19 protein-coding genes, 1 other RNA gene and 1 pseudogene are annotated in these 16,825 nt (G+C 40.6%); 17 read left to right on the forward strand and 4 right to left on the reverse strand.

Annotation, left to right across the window (positions count from 1 at the left end):
* Positions 1–235 precede the first annotated feature (235 nt).
* A complete protein-coding gene (locus tag ACVRZ8_RS10360) occupies positions 236–847 on the reverse strand; it encodes a TVP38/TMEM64 family protein (protein WP_447449255.1) in 612 nt (203 codons plus the stop codon).
* A gap of 74 nt (positions 848–921) precedes the next feature.
* Here ACVRZ8_RS10360 and ssrA point away from each other — a divergent pair.
* The 9 genes and pseudogenes from ssrA to ACVRZ8_RS10405 all read left to right on the forward strand — a co-directional run bounded on the left by ssrA (position 922) and on the right by ACVRZ8_RS10405 (position 7,040).
* Positions 922–1,271: a transfer-messenger RNA gene (ssrA, locus tag ACVRZ8_RS10365) on the forward strand.
* 55 nt (positions 1,272–1,326) lie between these two features.
* Positions 1,327–1,935 (forward strand): DUF3862 domain-containing protein, encoded by a 609-nt coding sequence (locus ACVRZ8_RS10370; RefSeq protein ID WP_447449256.1) that lies wholly within the window; start codon positions 1,327–1,329, stop codon positions 1,933–1,935.
* Positions 1,936–2,036: 101 nt separating this feature from the next.
* Complete coding sequence (locus ACVRZ8_RS10375; protein ID WP_447449257.1) at positions 2,037–3,269, forward strand: aminoacyltransferase; 1,233 nt, start codon at positions 2,037–2,039, stop codon at positions 3,267–3,269.
* Positions 3,270–3,421: 152 nt separating this feature from the next.
* On the forward strand, positions 3,422–3,835 hold the full coding sequence (locus tag ACVRZ8_RS10380) for a hypothetical protein (RefSeq protein WP_447449258.1): 414 nt from the start codon (positions 3,422–3,424) through the stop codon (positions 3,833–3,835).
* Positions 3,836–4,034: 199 nt separating this feature from the next.
* The gene (locus ACVRZ8_RS10385; protein ID WP_447449259.1) at positions 4,035–4,271 is read left to right on the forward strand and encodes a DUF2829 domain-containing protein; all 237 of its coding nucleotides are present in this window, start codon (positions 4,035–4,037) and stop codon (positions 4,269–4,271) included.
* Entirely contained in the window at positions 4,264–4,962 is a 699-nt protein-coding gene (locus ACVRZ8_RS10390) for a 3-oxoacyl-ACP reductase (protein ID WP_447449260.1), read from the forward strand. The genes ACVRZ8_RS10385 and ACVRZ8_RS10390 overlap by 8 nt, the downstream gene beginning before the upstream one ends.
* Positions 4,959–5,435, forward strand: a complete 477-nt coding sequence (locus ACVRZ8_RS10395) for a hypothetical protein (protein WP_447449261.1) — start codon at positions 4,959–4,961, stop codon at positions 5,433–5,435. The genes ACVRZ8_RS10390 and ACVRZ8_RS10395 overlap by 4 nt, the downstream gene beginning before the upstream one ends.
* Positions 5,436–5,616: 181 nt before the next feature.
* Positions 5,617–6,069: pseudogene (locus ACVRZ8_RS10400) on the forward strand (ASCH domain-containing protein).
* Positions 6,066–7,040 carry a Gfo/Idh/MocA family protein gene (locus ACVRZ8_RS10405; RefSeq protein ID WP_447449262.1) on the forward strand — a complete coding sequence of 325 codons (975 nt, stop codon included), beginning with the start codon at positions 6,066–6,068 and terminating at the stop codon, positions 7,038–7,040. The pseudogene ACVRZ8_RS10400 and the gene ACVRZ8_RS10405 overlap by 4 nt, the downstream one beginning before the upstream one ends.
* Before the next feature lie 937 nt (positions 7,041–7,977).
* Here the strand turns inward: ACVRZ8_RS10405 and ACVRZ8_RS10410 are convergent.
* The 3 genes from ACVRZ8_RS10410 to ACVRZ8_RS10420 form a co-directional block, all read right to left on the reverse strand.
* Entirely contained in the window at positions 7,978–8,280 is a 303-nt protein-coding gene (locus tag ACVRZ8_RS10410; RefSeq protein ID WP_447449263.1) for a DUF1827 family protein, read from the reverse strand.
* A 29-nt stretch (positions 8,281–8,309) separates the two neighbouring features.
* A complete protein-coding gene (locus ACVRZ8_RS10415) occupies positions 8,310–8,762 on the reverse strand; it encodes an NUDIX hydrolase (RefSeq protein ID WP_447449264.1) in 453 nt (150 codons plus the stop codon).
* A 363-nt stretch (positions 8,763–9,125) separates the two neighbouring features.
* Entirely contained in the window at positions 9,126–11,393 is a 2,268-nt protein-coding gene (locus tag ACVRZ8_RS10420; RefSeq protein WP_447449265.1) for an ATP-dependent Clp protease ATP-binding subunit, read from the reverse strand.
* 267 nt (positions 11,394–11,660) lie between these two features.
* On the opposite strand from ACVRZ8_RS10420, the gene argF reads away from it, so the two are divergent.
* The 8 genes from argF to ACVRZ8_RS10460 all read left to right on the forward strand — a co-directional run.
* Positions 11,661–12,641, forward strand: a complete 981-nt coding sequence (gene argF, locus ACVRZ8_RS10425) for an ornithine carbamoyltransferase (protein WP_447449266.1) — start codon at positions 11,661–11,663, stop codon at positions 12,639–12,641.
* 78 nt (positions 12,642–12,719) lie between these two features.
* Positions 12,720–12,950, forward strand: coding sequence for a DUF1797 family protein (locus tag ACVRZ8_RS10430; RefSeq protein WP_447449267.1), 231 nt, complete (start codon positions 12,720–12,722; stop codon positions 12,948–12,950).
* Positions 12,951–13,047: 97 nt separating this feature from the next.
* Positions 13,048–13,731, forward strand: a complete 684-nt coding sequence (locus tag ACVRZ8_RS10435) for an amino acid ABC transporter permease (protein WP_447449268.1) — start codon at positions 13,048–13,050, stop codon at positions 13,729–13,731.
* Positions 13,728–14,462 (forward strand): amino acid ABC transporter ATP-binding protein, encoded by a 735-nt coding sequence (locus ACVRZ8_RS10440; protein WP_447449269.1) that lies wholly within the window; start codon positions 13,728–13,730, stop codon positions 14,460–14,462. The genes ACVRZ8_RS10435 and ACVRZ8_RS10440 overlap by 4 nt, the downstream gene beginning before the upstream one ends.
* A gap of 115 nt (positions 14,463–14,577) precedes the next feature.
* Positions 14,578–15,009, forward strand: a complete 432-nt coding sequence (locus ACVRZ8_RS10445; RefSeq protein ID WP_447449270.1) for a hypothetical protein — start codon at positions 14,578–14,580, stop codon at positions 15,007–15,009.
* Between the two features lie 222 nt (positions 15,010–15,231).
* The gene (locus ACVRZ8_RS10450) at positions 15,232–15,663 is read left to right on the forward strand and encodes a hypothetical protein (protein WP_447449271.1); all 432 of its coding nucleotides are present in this window, start codon (positions 15,232–15,234) and stop codon (positions 15,661–15,663) included.
* Between the two features lie 124 nt (positions 15,664–15,787).
* Positions 15,788–16,219, forward strand: a complete 432-nt coding sequence (locus tag ACVRZ8_RS10455) for a hypothetical protein (protein ID WP_447449272.1) — start codon at positions 15,788–15,790, stop codon at positions 16,217–16,219.
* Positions 16,219–16,825 (forward strand): hypothetical protein (locus tag ACVRZ8_RS10460; RefSeq protein WP_447449274.1); only part of this gene is annotated, 607 nt, incomplete at its 3' end. The genes ACVRZ8_RS10455 and ACVRZ8_RS10460, both read left to right, overlap by 1 nt.

The following is a 16,825-nucleotide window of genomic DNA, read 5'->3' on the forward strand; positions in this document are numbered from 1 at the left end:
AATCTTTCTAATGATGGTTTTGTCGCTTTTCATTATAAGTCATATGGGACTTTTTGTGTATACACTCAAAAAGCCCTATAATATCTGAATGAGATTTACCCACTACAGATATTATAGAGCCTCTTTTTCTTATTCTGAGTGCAAGTGAGGGACTGTTGCCCTATGTAGTGATGAGGTTAAAAAATTTTTTCAAATCATTTGAAGAGAGCAAGAAAAAAAACAGGTTGCAGCCTGTTTAGTGAAATAACTTGTTAAGAAAATCGGCTCCATAAATCCAAACATAGGAGTAAGCAATGATTGAAACTGGTTTACAGATAATTTGGATAACCATGAAACGTTTGAAACTCATATTTGTCAGTGCTGTAACCATTACCAGAGCATCTGCTGGCGAAATCGGCGATAGCATGCAGAGGATAAAAAAACGTTCATAGCCTTTACTTTCCAGCTTACGTTCGTATTTGTAGAAGGTATCTTCCTTGAGAAAGAGCAAAATGAATTTACGGCCAAAGTGTTTGACTAAAAGAAATAGAATACCGCTTCCGATAAGAATGCCGATGTAATTGAAGAGGAAGCCCTGCCATAGCCCAAAAATTAAGAATCCAGCTACAGTGGTAATACCACCTGGAATAACAGGAAAAACAACTTGCAGAATTTGAACACCGATGAAAATAAGAGGACCAATAACTTTATAAGTTTTAACCAAGTCTTTAAGGGCGTTTTGATCATTAAGAATGCCTAATTTGTAAAGCCAAATAATAGCGATAAAAGAAGCAATCAATGCTAAAATGCCTAAAACTTGAATAATTCGCTGCCAAAGCGAGTAGTGTAGTGTTCTTCTTGTGCTCATAATTCAATCATATCATAATGGTATGATTTTTGCTATTTGAAACCTAATTTGATATAATGTTTTGTATCCTATAAGGGGTCGTTACGGATTCGACAGGCATTATGAGGCATATTTTGCGACTCGGGTGGCGCCGTTAACGCTCAGTTAAATATAACTGCAAAAAATACAAATTCTTACGCAGTAGCTGCCTAAACACCAGCTCGCGTGATCTTCTCAGGATAGCTTGTGTTCTGTCAGAAGGTTTTAGTTACAACAAGCTACGTTTTGTCAGTGCCTAACTGGCTAAAAAGAGATTGCTAGGATCGCTTTGATATGGCTTGAGTTATGTGCCGTGTCAAGGTTAAATCTAAGACATAACCTATGGTTGTAGACAAATATGTTGGCAGGTGTTTGGACGTGGGTTCGACTCCCACCGGCTCCATATTAGTTTGATTGAAAAGGGGAAGTGAGACTTTATCAGAGAAAATGAGGGTAATATTATGAAAAAATTTTTAGCTGTATCGGTGACTTTGTTATCAATCATTAGTTTGGCAGCTTGTTCATCATCAGGTAAAACAGGTGATTCGACTGTTGACAGCAATGCAGCCGATATTCTAACGGTTGAACATGAAGCAGAGCGTCAGTCCTTTGATAAGGTGACTTTGGGAACCACCGACAATAATTTTGCAGGCGGAACCAATTTAGAAACAGCTAAATCTTATTTTGGTCAGCCAAGTTCATCCAGTCAAGAACAAGCTGGTGATGCAACTCTGGAGGTTTATGAATGGACTTTAGATGATGTATCTATTAATATGAAATTCTACAATGACAGCGCTGTTGTTAAGTCTATTTCTAATTTTGCCTTCGTGCGGGATGCTAAAGTTGGCTTATCCGAATTTAAGGCTTTAAAGACAGGTACCAGCTATGATGCTGTTGTCAAAAAGTGGGGCAGCCCTGACAGTTACTCGGTTGCCGTATCGTCTGATGTAACAACTACTCAAGCGGTTTGGACTTCAAATTTGAAAAATAACGGTTCAACAGCAACCGTTACTCTTGATTTTGAAAATGGTTCCCTGACTTCAAAGACACAGCAAGATTTGGCAGATTAGGCTAAGTCTGCAGCTTTATTGTTTTTCACATAAAGATGCCTTTCTGTGGTAAAGGCATTTTTGCTATAATAAAGAGAATGAATTCTCTTAAAGGAAAGATTATGACTTTAAAATTATTGACTAAGGAGCAGTATCAGGCTGCCATTTCGGAATTTACGAGCCTGTCTTTTACACAGAGTGTCGCTATGGCGGAGCTTTTAACAAAACGCGGTTTTAATGTAGAATTTGTGGGTTATGAAGTAGATGGTACTATTCAAGTTGCTGGGCTTCTTTACAGTATGGCCATGACAGGCGGACTTCATATGGAAATGAATTCGGGGCCAGCTTCAAAGGAACATAACTATCTGCAGCCTTTTTATAAGGAAGTGCAGGATTATGCTAACAAAAATGGGGCATTGGAGCTTATTATCAAACCGTATGATACCTATCAGACTTTTGATACGAATGGTAATCCAAATGATGATGAAAAACCGGAATTAATAACGGCTCTTACGGATTTAGGCTTTCTTTTTGATGGCTTGCAGACAGGCTATCCAGGCGGCGAACCTGATTGGCATTACGTCAAAGATTTAACCGGTTTAACAAAGGATACTCTTCGCCAGTCTTATAGTAAGAAAGGGCGGGCACTCGCTAAAAAAACAGCGTCGTTTGGTATTAAGGTTCGCAAACTTGAGCGTTCTGAGCTTCATATTTTTAAAGAAATCACTTCGTCAACATCAGAGCGCCGTGATTATGATGATAAACCTTTGGATTATTATGAGGCATTTTATGATAGTTTTGCAGATGATTGTGAATTTATGATAGCGACCATTAATTTTCAGGACTATTTGGCTAATCTTGGGTCAGGCCGCAAGAAACTTCTTGCGCAGCTTGATGGGCTTGAAGCCAAGTTGGCCAAGGGCTTGAATCCGACTAAAATCAATCGTCAAAAAGGGGAATTAGAAAGTCAACTGGCAACATTTGATCTGCGTATAAAAGAAGCTAAGGACTTAATAGCAAGTCACGGCACCGAAGAAGTAGTTCTAGCAGGCAGTCTTTTTATTTACACGCCGCAGGAAGTTGTCTATCTGTTTAGTGGTTCGTATACCGAGTTTAATAAATTTTATGCACCTGTTGCTTTGCAAGAATATGTGATGGAAAAAGCAATTCAGCGTCATATTAATTTCTATACTTTCTTAGGGATTCAGGGTGTTTTTGATGGAACAGATGGTGTTTTGCGGTTTAAACAGAATTTCAATGGTTATATTGTTCGTAAAATGGGAACGTTCCGTTATTATCCAAAACCGTTAAAATATAAATTCATTCAAAGCATTAAAAAAATTCTTGGACGATAAAAAGGGCATTAGGCTCTTTTTTATTGAACAAGTTTAGGTAGAAAAGAAGACCAATGAAATGTTATGTTATTCCAGGTTTTTGGGATGGGGATTGTAAGCTATCTGAGCTTTTGCTATAATAAATAGGTATTAACGAATAAGAGGGGTCTATTATGAAAAAGAGATTGGTCATTGCATTAGTTGCAATGCTAGCAGCATTGTTTATTATTTCGGGGTGTTCTAAAAAATCCGATATTAAAGGTGAATGGAAAGTTCAGAATTCGTCTGGTACCAACTATGTTTTAAAAATTGATAAGAAAAAGATGGATTTTTCTGCTTCAGGTGAGGGTGTCCTTGATTATACTGTTAAAAAACAAGGGACTGAAGATGGTATTCCTTATGTAGCAGTTGTTATGCGAAATACGGACTATACAATCATATTTCCAGAAAAAGACAATGAAACAGCTATCTTGCTAATCAATACTGGTGATGGTGTATTTGATGGACAAATGGTTGCGGCTATGAATAAGTCCTCTAAACCGGATTTTAAAACTTACACAGATAAATATGGAAAATTATTGCATTAACCTTCATTAAAAGAGCTTAGGACAAAGTCGTTCCGAGCTCTTTTTAAGGGTTTTATTCAAAGTTCGAGAGTTTGGAATCCGGTTAAATGCGGCTATGTTAGTCCTGATCTTCTGCTCTTTAATGCAGTCTTGATAGAAAAAGATTTCATTTGCAAATGATTCTGCTATAATAGACTAAATTGCATTAAAGGAGACTGCTATGACATTTGAAGAAATTTTGCCCGGCCTTAAGGCTAAAAGGAAATTTGTCCGTACCGGCTGGGGAGGCGCTGAAAACTATGTTCAGCTTTTTGACAGCATTGAGGTGAATGGGGAAAAGCTGGAGGCGACACCTTATTTTCTCATCAATGTGTCCGGTGACGGAGAGGGCTTTTCCATGTGGAGTCCGACTCCCTGTGATGTGCTGGCTGAAGACTGGGCAGAAGTCCATGACTAAGCGGGTTCTCATTACCGGAGTCTCAAGTGGCATCGGTTTGGCTCAGGCAAGGCTTTTTTTGGAAAATGGCTGTGCGGTTTACGGCGTGGACAAAGCTGACAGCCCAGATTTGTCGGGTGATTTTCACTTTCTGAAACTGGATATCAGGGGAGAATTGGCTGCGCTTTACGATTTTGCGCCAGAGGCAGACATTCTTTGCAGCACCGCTGGAATTCTCGACGGCTACAAGCCCCTGTTGGAGCAGACAGATCAAGAAATGGATGACATTTTCGCAGTTAATTTCTTTGCCGCAGCTAAGCTTATCCGCTATTATCTGACTAAAATGGCAGAAAAGCAATCCGGCATCATCATCAATATGTGCTCTGTCGCCTCTTTTCTAGCCGGTGGTGGCGGAGCAGCCTATACTGCCAGTAAGCACGCGCTGGCCGGGCTGACCAGGCAAATCGCGCTTGACTATGCGGACAAGGGCATTCAGGTTTTTGGCATTGCACCGGGCGCTGTCAAGACAGCCATGACGCAAGCAGACTTTGAACCCGGCGGCCTAGCTGATTGGGTAGCTCAAGAAACTCCCATCAAACGCTGGACAGATCCAGAAGAAATCGCAGAACTGACTCTCTTTCTCGCCTCAGGCAAGGCTCAGTCCATGCAGGGAGAGATTATCAAGATTGATGGCGGTTGGAGTTTGAAATGACGGGAGAAAAGATGAAAGCATTTTTTAAAAAGCACGATAGCCTTGGCTGTCTGCTGGATTGGATTGTCTTAGTAATGGTCATTGGCGGTGCTATGTATTTGCTGTCAAAAGTCTTACCAGCAGGGGTTCTTTTTGAAAATTCTCTTGTGGCACTAACTGGTGAAATAAGTATGCCTGTTCTTTTTCTCTATTTTCAGCTGATTAGAACTGAAGCAAGCGATCGAATAGATTATTGGTATAACTTTTTCAATTTTTGTTGCTACTCATCTGGAATAATTTTGGCCTTACATAGCCTATTTGGGATTTATAGTAAAAGTGGCGAACAGGTATCTCAAGCTCTTTGGGAGCTAGATAATTGGAATGCAAGGCTTTTCATTTTTGGGATAGAGGCTTTTATTTTCATCTTGTGTCTATTACTTTACTTTGTCAGTAAACGTCAACTTTGGAAATTTCCGAGATCGCCTAAACAGTAGGAAGAAGATGATTTTATGACAGCTATTTACAAATCTTTAGCAGGCGACCCCTGCTGATAAAAGCAGGAGTCTTGGCTGGTTTGGAAATTTAGAGATGCTGTATGGGTTTATGCCTCTTAGTCTATCGCTGCCGCCTGCTTTTATGAAGGGATGAAAATTTTAAAATTATCTGAAGGTAAAAATGAAGGCACAAGAATTGTGGAATGAATACAAGCGAATCAATCCAAATATTGGTGACGAAATTGATGCCTGGTCTTTTGGAGCGGAGCCGGATTTACTGGCACAGCTTGTTCTTGATGGAACAAAAACAGCAACAGCGTCGGCTTACGATTTGTATGATATTGACAATGAGCCACTGCCGAAAGTTGGTACTTACGATATTATTTTGAATGGCTAAGATGAAGCAGTCTGTATTATTGAGATTAAGAAAGTGACGGTGCTTCCTTTCAAGGAAGTTTCGGCGGATCATGCTTTCAAAGAAGGCGAAGGAGACAGAAGTCTGGCCTATTGGCGTCAGGTTCATGAGAAACTTTTCAGACAGTGGTTATCTGAGGCTGCTATTGCCTTCACTGAGGATAGTCGCGTTGTTTTAGAAGAGTTTGACATGGTTTATCCACGAGGAGGATTGAGATGAAACTAGCTATTATCGGTACAGGAATGATTGTTAAAGAGGCACTGCCAGTCCTGCAGGAAATTGCCGGGATTGAGCTGACAGCCATCCTGTCAACGCCGCGCAGCATTGACACTGCGCGTGAACTGGCCAGTCTTTACAGCATACCTCAGGCAAGCAGCGATTACGAGGCCGTCCTGTCCAATACTGATGTTGACACAGTTTATGTGGCTGTGCCCAACCATCTGCATTATGACTATGCTAAGCAGGCACTTTTGGCTGGAAAGCATGTCATCTGTGAAAAGCCTTTTACCATGACAGCAGGGGAGCTGGAGGAACTGGCTGCGCTGGCAAATGAACGCCGGCTCTTTCTGCTGGAAGCCATCACCAATCAGTACCTGCCTAATTTTGCAGCCATTAAATCCCAGCTGCCTAAATTAGGTGATTTGAAGGTGGTCAGCTGCAATTATTCCCAATATTCATCGCGCTATGATGCCTTTAAACGCGGGGAAATCGCGCCAGCTTTTGACTCGGAAAAGGGAGGCGGAGCCTTGCGGGATCTTAATATCTACAATATCCATCTCTTAGTTGGGCTTTTTGGCGCTCCTCAGTCCGTCCAGTATTTGGCAAATGTGGAGCGTAAGGTTGATACATCAGGAATATTGGTTATGGATTACGGGACTTTCAAGGCAGTTGCCATTGGTGCCAAGGACTGCAGTGCAGAGATTCGAACAGCCATTCAGGGAGATAAAGGCTCCCTTGCTGTTCTGGGACCGACCAACAGCCTGCCGCAGCTCAGTCTGACATTTAACGGTCAGGAGCCGACAGTCCTGAATCAAAACCCGCCTCGCCATCGCATGTACGAAGAATTTGCAGCCTTTGAGGAGATCATTTCCGCTAGGGATTATGCGCGTGCCGACAAGGCTTTAAACCATAGCAGAGCAGTCATGGCAGTCTTGGATAAGGCCGTATTGTCTATGGTGGGTGAGAACTAGCTGTTTTGGTTACAAATTAAAAAGAAAGTAGGACAGAAATCAGTGGTTTCGTAGAAATTGATTTCTCAGCAAGCCCTAATTTTTACTTGCTGACCTGAAACAGTCCGCTGGACTATTTTTTGACACTTGCTTCGCAAGTTTTATTTCCCGATTAAAAAGGTCTCCCAGACCTTTTAAACCCACCTCCGCACAAGTTGATTAGGAATTGACATGAACTAGGGTTCATGGGATTAGATAAGCTCCAATAGTTCTCCAACTGTTGGAGCTATCACTTGCGTAATTGAACACGAGCTACGAGCTGTGTCAAAAAGATAGTTTTTCCTAGAGTCTTGTGACTCTTCGTCAAAACTCCTATTTTGCCTTTGTTCGTAAACGCTCTTTGCGACACTTCGTTTGGTTAGTCGATCTTACTAACCAAACGAAGTTAGCGGGAGAGGTAGGCGATTCACTATGGTGGTTGGCGTTTGTTATCAAGTGCAGAGCACTTAGATAACAATCCTCTGCCGTATCTTAATAATTGAACACGGCTACAACACTGTGCAAAAAGATAAAGCCTGCCTAGCTGCTGTTGCACCTTCGTTAGCTTTCCTATTTTGCGGTGTGTTGCTTTACGCCTTTGTATCTTGTCAATTGAACACGAGCTACGATCTGTGTCAAAAAGATGATTTCGCCTAGAGCCGCTTAACGACTCCTTGTGAAATCCCTATTTTGACTTTATCCGCGAACGCTCTTGGTATCTTGTTTAGCAAGGGATAAGGACGTTCAATCAGCAGTGGTTGATGGTGGGTGCTAAAGCACCTAATAAACTGTGCAGGGGAAAGACTAAGTTGGCTTAGCCAACTTAGTCTTTCTCCCCACCACTGCATTTTATAATGATGACTATATAAACAAACGAAGCTGAGCACTTTTGTCTCAGCTTCGTTTGTTTATAAATGATTTAGTCTTTTATTGGAAATGAAATTTCAATCAGATTTGCAGTGTGTAAGGTTTTAAGTTGATCAAGAAGAACAGTATTTCTGTCAATCTTACGCTTTAGGAAAAATTCACGGATAGCTTCTAACTCGTTGTCTTTGATTGCCCGATGTTTATTGGAAATCAAAAGCTCATAATGCTTTGGGGCTTGAGTAAAGACCACGGCAGTATTGCCTGCTGAATAGGTCTCAACAAGAATTGCATCTGTATGATCCAGTTGATTTTGCACTAATTCTTGATGATTGCGAGTTGTATTAATGAGTTTCATGAGTCTCTCCTTTACTTAAAAATTGGGGATTAATTGTGATGGTCGCTCAGCCATTGTTCAATGGCCCATTGGTGGCTGCCGCGTTTTAGCTTGGCTGCCGCCTCATGGACAGAAAACCAAGCCAGGTTATTAAAATCTTCAAGGGGTTTGTCAACGGACTGATAGCTAGTTGCTTCGTAAAGGTAAGCTGGGTTGTAGAAATAAGTATCGCGATGGCTGGAATAGAAGTATTCATCTGCCTGGCCGTAATAACGTCCAATCTGGGCAGTAAAGCCTAATTCTTCAACCAGTTCACGAGCCAAGGCAGTCATATGATCTTCACCGGCTTCAATCTCTCCGCCAGGCAAAAACCAAGAACCATTAGGCGCTTGAACTAGAATAATCTTAGTCTTATCAGCATTGGGAATAACAGCATAAACGCCGTAACGCGTTTTATAATTAGCTCCCGTTACCTTTTTACCAAATACTGGAATCGTAGACATGGCATAACTCCTTTGTTTCTTGGCTCTATTATACTAAAAAAGCGCAGTTTTTCCTACTTTATTTTTATAAATTAGTGCTAGGATTCGTTATTTTTTAATTTACGGTAAAATAGCAGAGCTATTGACAGCAGTATAAAGATGAGAATGAGACAAAAATCGGTAGAGATAGGGGAAGTCTTTGATTTATCAACATATGAGGATTGCTTGAGGCTGAAAATAAAACTTATGAAGCAAAATCAAAAAATATTAATTATAACAGGGAAGTTCTGGCTTAACTAAAGTTAACAGAGTTTCTCTTCATCTTTTCACTTGATATATCAAGACTTATAAAAAAGTTTAGGACTGTTTTTGTCCCAAACTTTTTTACTCTGTAATTTCTTCAGTGGTTTCTGAAATCTGTTCAGATTCTGCTTTGCGGGCCGATTTGATGATAATTTTACCATTTGATGTCATGATTGCCTTGAGTTCTTTTTCGGTTGGATTTTCAAGGTAAAAATCTGTAATGGCATCCTCAATATTTTCTTGAATAGTACGGCGGAGCGGGCGGGCACCCATTTTAGGATCATAGCCTAAATCGACCAATTTTTCTTTGACTTTATCGGTAACTGAGAGGTGAATGTCATTGTGAGACAGGCGGTTATTGACTTCATCTAGCATGATATTAACGATAGCTAGAAGATCTTTTTTATTAAGAGCTGAAAATTCAATAATGCCGTCGAAACGGTTCATAAATTCGGGACTAAAGAAGTCACCGAGCTGTCCAAGGACAGAATTAGTACGGTTTTCACGTGCAGCACCAAAACCAACAGAAGCTTCTGCATTGCCAGTACCTGCATTTGAAGTCATAATGATGATAGTATCTTTGAAGCTTACCGTCCGTCCTTGACCGTCTGTCAGGCGGCCATCATCAAGAACCTGCAGGAACATATGCATGACATCTGGATGCGCTTTTTCAACTTCATCTAAAAGAATGAGTGAATAAGGATTGCGGCGAACTTGTTCGGTTAATTGACCGGCTTCTTCGTAACCTACATACCCTGGAGGGGCACCGACCAATTTAGCAACAGCATGTTTTTCCATGTATTCAGACATGTCAAAGCGAATCATGCTATCTGCTGAGCCAAAAAGTTCAATAGCTAATTGCTTAGAGAGTTCGGTTTTACCGACACCAGTAGGCCCTACAAAGAGGAAGGAGCCAATTGGACGGTTGGGAGCACCGAGTCCTACACGGTTACGGCGAATGGCTTTAGCGATTTTATCCACTGCGGCATCTTGTCCGATGACATGGGTTTTAAGATCATCTGCCAAATTGATAAGCTGTGTTTGTTCTTTTTCTTTCAAATCACCTACAGGAATATTAGTCTTTCGTTCAACAATAGCTTCGATATGTTTTTCAGTAATGACTGGGATATCCTGTTCATTGATTTTTTGATTCTGCATTTCCTTATATTTGGCAATTTGATCGCGGAAGTAAGCAGCTTTCTCAAAATCTTCATCGCGTGTTGCCTGAGCTTTGAGATTTTCAGCTTCTACGAGACGCTTGTCAATATCTTTTGGATCCACAAAATTGAGGGTTAAATTCATCTTAGAACCGGCTTCATCCAGCAAATCAATAGCTTTATCAGGTAAGAACCGGTCTTGGATATAACGATTGGACAATTCAGCAGCAGCAATAATAGCTTCATCTGTGTATTTAACATGATGATAATCTTGATATTTAGTTTGAATACCACGCAGAATGGTGATGGTTTCTTCAACGCTTGGTTCTTCAACTTTAACAGGCTGCATGCGGCGCTCTAATGCTGCATCTTTTTCAATGATACGGTATTCATTGAGGGTAGTCGCTCCAACTAATTGCAATTCACCGCGAGCCAGCGCAGGTTTTAAGATATTGCCAGCATCCATATTTCCATCGCCAGCATTACCAGCCCCTACGATTTCATGAATTTCATCAATGAAAAGAATGACGTCTTGGCGTTGACGAATTTCCTCCATGAGTTTTTGCATGCGTTCTTCAAATTGACCGCGGATGCCTGTGCCCTGAACGAGACTGACCACGTCCAGACGAATGACTTGTTTGCTTTGCAACTTTTGCGGAACGCTGCCATCAACGATTTTTTGAGCTAAACCTTCAACAACAGCAGTTTTCCCCACACCGGGTTCACCGATTAGAACAGGATTGTTTTTGGTACGGCGGTTGAGAATTTCAATAACACGAATGATTTCCTCATCACGTCCAATGACGGGATCAATTTCGCCGCGTCGGGCAATATCTGTTACATTGATACCGAATTCTTCCAAGAGACCTTTAGGAGGCCGTTGTTGGGAGCGTGGATTATTTGGACGATTGCCGTTTCCAGCTCCGCCATTGTTTCCACGGTTGCCGCCAGCCTGTGTTTGAGGTGAGTTTGGCAAATCGCCGCTGGCAGAGCGGAAGTTGTTAAGGTCACTGAAAAAATCATCAAAGAAGTTAGAACCATTGGTCTGATTGAATTGATTGAGCGGATTTTCAGGATCAGATTTCATAATTTGATAGCAATTTTGGCAGAGGTCAATCTGCTTTTGCTGTCCGTTAACATTTGTATAAAGGTGAATACTGGATTCGTTAAGATTACAATTTTGACAAAGCATAAGCTTACCTATCCCGACTGGCTGAGAGTCGGTTTTTCCTTTCTGGTTAGGATAATGGCAGAGCTAACATGACTATTTGCCTTTTTTAAAGCAAAGGTCAAAATTAGTCAAACCTTATATTATCATTATAGCATTCTATAAACACAATGCAAGAGAAAAGCTTGTTTTTTAGCAGAGGGTCAATGGGAGTGCTAAGCTGAATTTTTCTTGACAAATTGAATAATTATGCTAAAATATATAAAAATTATACAAAAGAAAGTAGAAATAATGCCTAAAAACAATTCATTTTTAAAAGAAATAGACTTTACCAAACAGGAATTAATGGATTTAATTGATTTATCCCTTAAATTCAAAGAACTGAAAAAAAATAAAATTCCTCATCATTATTTACAGGGACTGAATATTGCTTTGATTTTTGAAAAAAGCTCGACACGTACCCGTTCAGCTTTCACCGTTGCCGGTCAGGATTTGGGGATGACCATGACCTATTTGGGTGCTGGAGAAATTCAGCTGGGGAAAAAGGAATCTGTCATTGATACCGCCAAAGTTTTAGGAAGTATGTTTGATGGTATTGAATACCGCGGCTTCAAGCAAGAAGACGTTGAGGCTTTGGCTGAATATTCGGGTGTACCTGTCTGGAACGGTCTAACAGACACCTGGCATCCCACTCAAATGATTGCGGACTTTATGACCCTTAAAGAACACTTTGGCTGCTTGGAAGGTTTGACCATTGCTTATATTGGTGATGGGCGCAACAATATGGCCAATTCGCTTTTGGTAACTTCGGCTATTTTGGGAGTCAATGTCAAAATTATTGCCCCAGCTTCTTTGCAGCCGCAAGCTGATATTGTAGCAATAGCAGAGCAGCATAATAATGGAGCCGAGCTGACTATCACTGATGATGTCAATGCTGTTCAAGGAGTGGATATGCTCTATACTGATGTTTGGGTATCCATGGGTGAGGACGTTGATTTCAAAGAACGTATTGATCTGCTTTTGCCTTATCAGATTAATGCGGAGCTTCTTGATAAAACAAAAAATCCCAATGTCATTGTCATGCATTGTCTGCCTGCCTTCCATGATTTGAATACAGAAATTGGCCGAGAAATCTATGACAAATACGGTTTAGCTGAACTTGAAATAACAGACCAGATTTTCCAAAAACACAGTGCAACCATTTTTCAAGAAGCCGAAAATCGGATGCACTCCATCAAGGCTATCATGTATCAAAGTTTGAAAAATCTATAAAAAGACCGTCTTTCCTTGTTTCTTTCCTTGAATTTATGTTAAAATGGTACTAACGACTAAACTAATAGGAGAAAATAAATGGAATCACATTTGGTGAGAATCATTAACCGTCTTGAATTGATGGCTACTGATGGTGGTAATTTAAAACGTAATTTTGAACGTGATGGTGAGGTTGTAGCAGAAGTTTCCTTCTCAAATGACCCTGAAAATGGGCCTGTCTTCACTTTGCGTGATGTTAAAGCGCGTGAGTCCTACTCATTTGACAGCATTGACCTCATCGCGATGGAAATCTACGATTTGCTGTACTAAATAGTAAAAAAGAGCAGTTGATTGATCTTGCTGCTCTTCTTTATTTTTATACAGTTTTTTGATATAATAATTAGGATTACAAGTAAGGAGTATCTTAATGAACTTTTCATTCTTACCAGAATTCTGGTCTTATTTCAACTATGGTGTTCTGGTGACCATTATGATTTCAGCCTGTGTGGTTTTCTTTGGAACAATTCTAGGTGTTCTGGTTGCCATCATCAAACGTTCCAATATCACTATTTTAGACTGGTTAGCTAGTATCTATGTTTGGATTTTTCGTGGAACACCCATGGTAGTTCAGATTATGATTGCTTTTGTCCTGATTAGCGTGGATTTGCCGACGGTTGATTTTGGGATTTTAGATTTGGATCTCTCGCGTATTGTTCCTGGTATTATTATTCTTTCTTTAAATAGCGGAGCCTATATTTCAGAAAGTGTTCGTGCAGGGATTGAATCTGTAAATAAAGGGCAGACCGAAGCAGCCTATTCGCTTGGTATCAAACCATGGAATACGATGCGTTATGTTATCCTGCCTCAGGCAATCAAAAACATTTTACCCGCCTTGGGGAATGAGTTTGTTACCATAATTAAAGACAGCTCTTTGCTGCAGACTATCGGAGTTATGGAACTTTGGAATGGAGCTCAGTCAGTTGCCACAACGACTTATCTGACCTTGACACCGCTTCTGTTTGCAGCTTTCTACTATTTAATGGTAACAACTGCTATGACAGGTCTCTTGAAACTTATGGAAAAACGTCTTGGAGAGGGAGCTAGCAAATGACAAAAACTGTAATTAAAATCGAAAACCTTCATAAATATTTTGGAAAAAATGAAGTTTTAAAAGGAATTGACTTAGATATCCATAAGGGAGAAGTGGTCGTAATTATCGGGCCATCAGGGTCTGGGAAATCCACCTTTTTGCGTACGATGAACCTTTTAGAAGTTCCAACAAAAGGAACTGTGACTTTTGAAGGTACAGATATTACCGATAAGAAAAATGATATTTTCAAAATGCGTGAGAAGATGGGAATGGTTTTTCAACAGTTCAATCTCTTTCCCAATATGAGTGTTTTGGACAATATTACCCTCTCTCCAATAAAGACTAAAGGTATTCCTAAAGCGGAAGCAGAAAAAGAAGCCTATGACTTGCTTGATAAAGTAGGGCTTCGTGATAAAGCAGATGCTTTTCCAGCCAGTCTCTCAGGTGGACAGCAGCAGCGTATTGCTATTGCGCGTGGACTGGCTATGGATCCTGACGTCCTGCTCTTTGATGAGCCGACATCAGCTCTAGATCCAGAAATGGTTGGCGAGGTACTGGGTGTTATTCAAGACTTGGCCAAATCCGGAATGACCATGGCTATTGTAACTCACGAAATGGGCTTTGCCCGCGAAGTGGCCGACCGTGTCATTTTTATGGATGAGGGTGTTATTGTTGAAGAAGGAACACCGGAAGATTTATTTGAAAATACTAAGGAAGAGCGAACGAAAGATTTCCTTAGTAAGGTGCTTTGATAATATAAGGTGAGAAACGGTATCACAGATGCCGTTTTTTTTATTTGTCCTGATTTTACAAATTGGTCTCATTGCTGTACAATTAGAGTAACATAAGATTAGAGGAGGGTTAGGCATGGCTTTTGTGAGAGAAGTAATTCCAGAAGAGTACTGGGGTATGCTAAAAGAGTTGGGAGTGTTTAGTGACAGGCTTCGTCGAAAATTATGGATTGCGGATAAGGATAGAGGAATCTATATGTGGACCAGTCGTTTCTCAGATAGAGATGACCGAACAACTGATCATATCCTGATTTGGCAAAATCAGGTGATTAATATTAATACGAGAACTATTGATAATGTTTCTCATCGTCCAATTTGGAACGAAGATACTACTCAACTGTTGCAACGCGGGATTATTGAAAAAGACATTAATTATATAAAAATTCCAACTTCTTTAGTTGATCAGAAAACTGAGGTGGTTGAAATTATTAAGGAAGTTTTTCACCATACTAGTAAGGAATTGGATACTCAATTTAGGCATATTGCCACACCAGAAGTTAGGGAGTAGGCTATGAGTAAAAGTACACAAGATATCATTGATTGGATAAGCCAGTATGATGCTCCTATAGAGACCACAAAAGATTTAGAGACATTTGCATCTGCTCTGAACGAGCTGCTCAGATAGCAACAACCCTGTTGGATTTCCAGCGTTTTTTTATTTGCCCTGATTTTACAAATTGGTCTTGTTGCTGTACAATTAGAGTAACATAAGATTAGAGGAGGATTAGGTATGGCTTTTGTGAAAGAAAAAATTCCAGAAGAGTACTGGGGTATGCTAAAGGAGTTAGGAGTGTTTGATGAGTATACTCGCCTAAAAAGTTGGGTAGCGGATAAGGATAGAGAAATCTTTTTTTGGTATACGAAATTAGCTAGTAGAGACGATGATACTACCTCCTATATTCTCCTTTGGGAAAAACATGTTGTTTTTCTTAACACTACTGTGGTTGACAATTCTAAGCTTCCTACATGGGATGATAATCATGAACACCTTCAAAAAGGGTTAATACAAAAAGAAGTTAACCATATAAAAATCCCCCAATCTTTGGCCAGTCGTGGGAAGGAACTGATCCAAATTATCCGAGAAGCTTTTCAAAATTCAGATTATCGCTATGATGTTGAGTTGACCTATATCGCCACACCGGAAGTCAGGGAGGATAAGTGATGGCAGCCAGCTCAGATAGCAGCACCCCTGTTGGATTTCCAGCGTTTTTTTATTTGTCCTGATTTTACAAATTGTCCTCATTGCTGTACAATTAGAGTAATATAAGATTAGAGGAGGATTAGGTATGGCTTTTGTGAGAGAAGCAATTCCAGAAGAGTACTGGGGTATGCTAAAGGAGTTGGGGCTTTATAATGAGTACACCTATTTGGATACTTGGGTAGCGGATAAGGACAGAGGGATCTATCTGTGGGTTAGTCGGGGAGCAGACAGAGAAGATCGCACGACCGATTATATTCTGATTTGGCAAAACCAGGTGATTAATATTAATGCGAGAACTATTGATAATTCTAAGGGACCTACGTGGAATGAGAGTCATACAGAACTGATAAAAGGGCTGGTAAAAAAAGAGGTTAACCATATAAAAATTCCTCAATCTTTGGCCAGTCGTGGGAAGGAATTGATCCAAATTATCCGAGAGGCTTTTCAGAATTCAGATTATCGTTATGACATTGAGTTGACCTATATTGCTATGCCAGAAGTTAGGGAGGATAAGTGATGGCAAAAACAACAGATGAGATTATTGAGTGGGTACAAAACTATGATAAGCCCTTGGACTCCAAGGAAGATTTAGCTCAGTTCGCCTCCGAGTTAAATGAACAAATTAGCCAGATGGACTTTCATGCAGCTAATGGCGGGGCAGCAGTTGCTTACTCTGGCTGGCTGGGCAATGACAATGAGGTCATGTCTCAGCTCTTCCTGACCGCCAAGGAACTCTCTGAAAACAGTCAGGGACAGTACAGCTTCATCAGTGATGGGGCGGAGAATATTTTGAATGATAAGACTTTTCAGAAAACTCTTGTGGCAAAAGTAGGAGACGAAGCAAAAGAACAACTCATGAATGGTGATACTTCAGGTGATGTTCGTGATCGCACGAGTTTTGGAGGCAATCTCTCTCTCAATGACTTCGTGTCAGAGAACTATATGCGCGCTAATGCTAGAGGCGATGTTCTGGTTCTGATGGGAACGGATGTGACCCGAGATAATGTTCTGGCTCAGACAGAGCTGCCGCTCTTGATTCGTGACCATCCCGAAGTGACGGCTATCAATGGCATTCCTATAGACGATCTCAGACAAATGACAGATGCTCAAGCCTTTGATGCTG

It is taken from the genome of Streptococcus dentiloxodontae, assembly GCF_053206925.1.

Excerpts from the sequence above, each read along its gene's own strand:
- ACVRZ8_RS10360 (WP_447449255.1), bottom strand. The coding sequence starts at position 847 with ATGAGCACAAGAAGAACACTACACTACTCGCTTTGGCAGCGAATTATT.
- ACVRZ8_RS10370 (WP_447449256.1), top strand. The coding sequence starts at position 1,327 with ATGAAAAAATTTTTAGCTGTATCGGTGACTTTGTTATCAATCATTAGT.
- ACVRZ8_RS10375 (WP_447449257.1), top strand. The coding sequence starts at position 2,037 with ATGACTTTAAAATTATTGACTAAGGAGCAGTATCAGGCTGCCATTTCG.
- ACVRZ8_RS10380 (WP_447449258.1), top strand. The coding sequence starts at position 3,422 with ATGAAAAAGAGATTGGTCATTGCATTAGTTGCAATGCTAGCAGCATTG.
- ACVRZ8_RS10385 (WP_447449259.1), top strand. The coding sequence starts at position 4,035 with ATGACATTTGAAGAAATTTTGCCCGGCCTTAAGGCTAAAAGGAAATTT.
- ACVRZ8_RS10390 (WP_447449260.1), top strand. The coding sequence starts at position 4,264 with ATGACTAAGCGGGTTCTCATTACCGGAGTCTCAAGTGGCATCGGTTTG.
- ACVRZ8_RS10395 (WP_447449261.1), top strand. The coding sequence starts at position 4,959 with ATGACGGGAGAAAAGATGAAAGCATTTTTTAAAAAGCACGATAGCCTT.
- ACVRZ8_RS10405 (WP_447449262.1), top strand. The coding sequence starts at position 6,066 with ATGAAACTAGCTATTATCGGTACAGGAATGATTGTTAAAGAGGCACTG.
- ACVRZ8_RS10410 (WP_447449263.1), bottom strand. The coding sequence starts at position 8,280 with ATGAAACTCATTAATACAACTCGCAATCATCAAGAATTAGTGCAAAAT.
- ACVRZ8_RS10415 (WP_447449264.1), bottom strand. The coding sequence starts at position 8,762 with ATGTCTACGATTCCAGTATTTGGTAAAAAGGTAACGGGAGCTAATTAT.
- ACVRZ8_RS10420 (WP_447449265.1), bottom strand. The coding sequence starts at position 11,393 with ATGCTTTGTCAAAATTGTAATCTTAACGAATCCAGTATTCACCTTTAT.
- argF (WP_447449266.1), top strand. The coding sequence starts at position 11,661 with ATGCCTAAAAACAATTCATTTTTAAAAGAAATAGACTTTACCAAACAG.
- ACVRZ8_RS10430 (WP_447449267.1), top strand. The coding sequence starts at position 12,720 with ATGGAATCACATTTGGTGAGAATCATTAACCGTCTTGAATTGATGGCT.
- ACVRZ8_RS10435 (WP_447449268.1), top strand. The coding sequence starts at position 13,048 with ATGAACTTTTCATTCTTACCAGAATTCTGGTCTTATTTCAACTATGGT.
- ACVRZ8_RS10440 (WP_447449269.1), top strand. The coding sequence starts at position 13,728 with ATGACAAAAACTGTAATTAAAATCGAAAACCTTCATAAATATTTTGGA.
- ACVRZ8_RS10445 (WP_447449270.1), top strand. The coding sequence starts at position 14,578 with ATGGCTTTTGTGAGAGAAGTAATTCCAGAAGAGTACTGGGGTATGCTA.
- ACVRZ8_RS10450 (WP_447449271.1), top strand. The coding sequence starts at position 15,232 with ATGGCTTTTGTGAAAGAAAAAATTCCAGAAGAGTACTGGGGTATGCTA.
- ACVRZ8_RS10455 (WP_447449272.1), top strand. The coding sequence starts at position 15,788 with ATGGCTTTTGTGAGAGAAGCAATTCCAGAAGAGTACTGGGGTATGCTA.